Raw genomic sequence first — 764 nt, 5'->3', positions numbered from 1 at the left:
GAGGGCGCGGCAAAGGCCTGGCGCGCCGTGCTGCGGATCTTGTCCATCAGCCGGCCAAGATCGGGCTGTTCGATCATGTCGAGGCGGCCCGAGCGGTCCTTGGCCGGAAAGCCGTAAGGATTGAGCGTCTGGCAGACGAAGGCGCGGTAGGGAGCGCCGTCATCATCCCTCAGCTCGACCATGCTGATGACTTCGTCGACGATGCCGGGCAGCTCGAGCCCGGTCTTGGCGCCATCGATCTGCGGAACGAACTGCTTGCGATTGAAGTCGTCGAGCTTCTCGTCGAGGATGCCGACGAACCAGATGTTCTTCGAGCGCGTGTGCTGCAGATGGGTCAGCCAGGCGATCATCTCACGGCCATGCAGGCCATAGGCGCCGCGAATGTCGGGCTTGCCGGTCTTGTCGGAAAACGCCTCCGGCTGGCCCTTGGCCCATTGGAAGCAGAGCCGGCCGGCAACCGTGATCGAGTCGATGAACACCGTGGCGTAGCGATCGAGCTGGCCCGGATCGCCGAGCTCACCGACGACCGCGTCGTAGTGCGCCTGGCTGTAGGGCTGGTCGTCGCGCAAGGCCGGATTGGGACCGCCGATAAACACCGCGAAGTCGCGGCACTCATCCCAGGTCTTGGGGCGGATCGTGTCGCCAGACCAGCCCTCGATCGCGAGATCACCGGCTTCCAGATCCATGAACAGCGTGGTGGCGGGATCAAGCGTCCACAGCAGCGAGGTCTTGCCGATGCCGGACTTGCCGAAGATGCAGCCCTT

1 protein-coding gene is annotated in these 764 nt (G+C 64.4%); it reads right to left on the bottom strand.

Annotation, left to right across the window (positions count from 1 at the left end):
• The coding region (locus ACFO1V_RS09385; RefSeq protein WP_380075083.1) for an ATP-binding protein at positions 1-764 on the bottom strand (764 nt) is incomplete at both ends.

The sequence above is a fragment of the Daeguia caeni genome (assembly GCF_042653845.1).
GTDB lineage: Bacteria > Pseudomonadota > Alphaproteobacteria > Rhizobiales > Rhizobiaceae > Brucella > Brucella caeni.
Note: the sequence above shows the minus strand (reverse complement) of the source record. Positions and strands in the feature narration are given on the sequence as shown.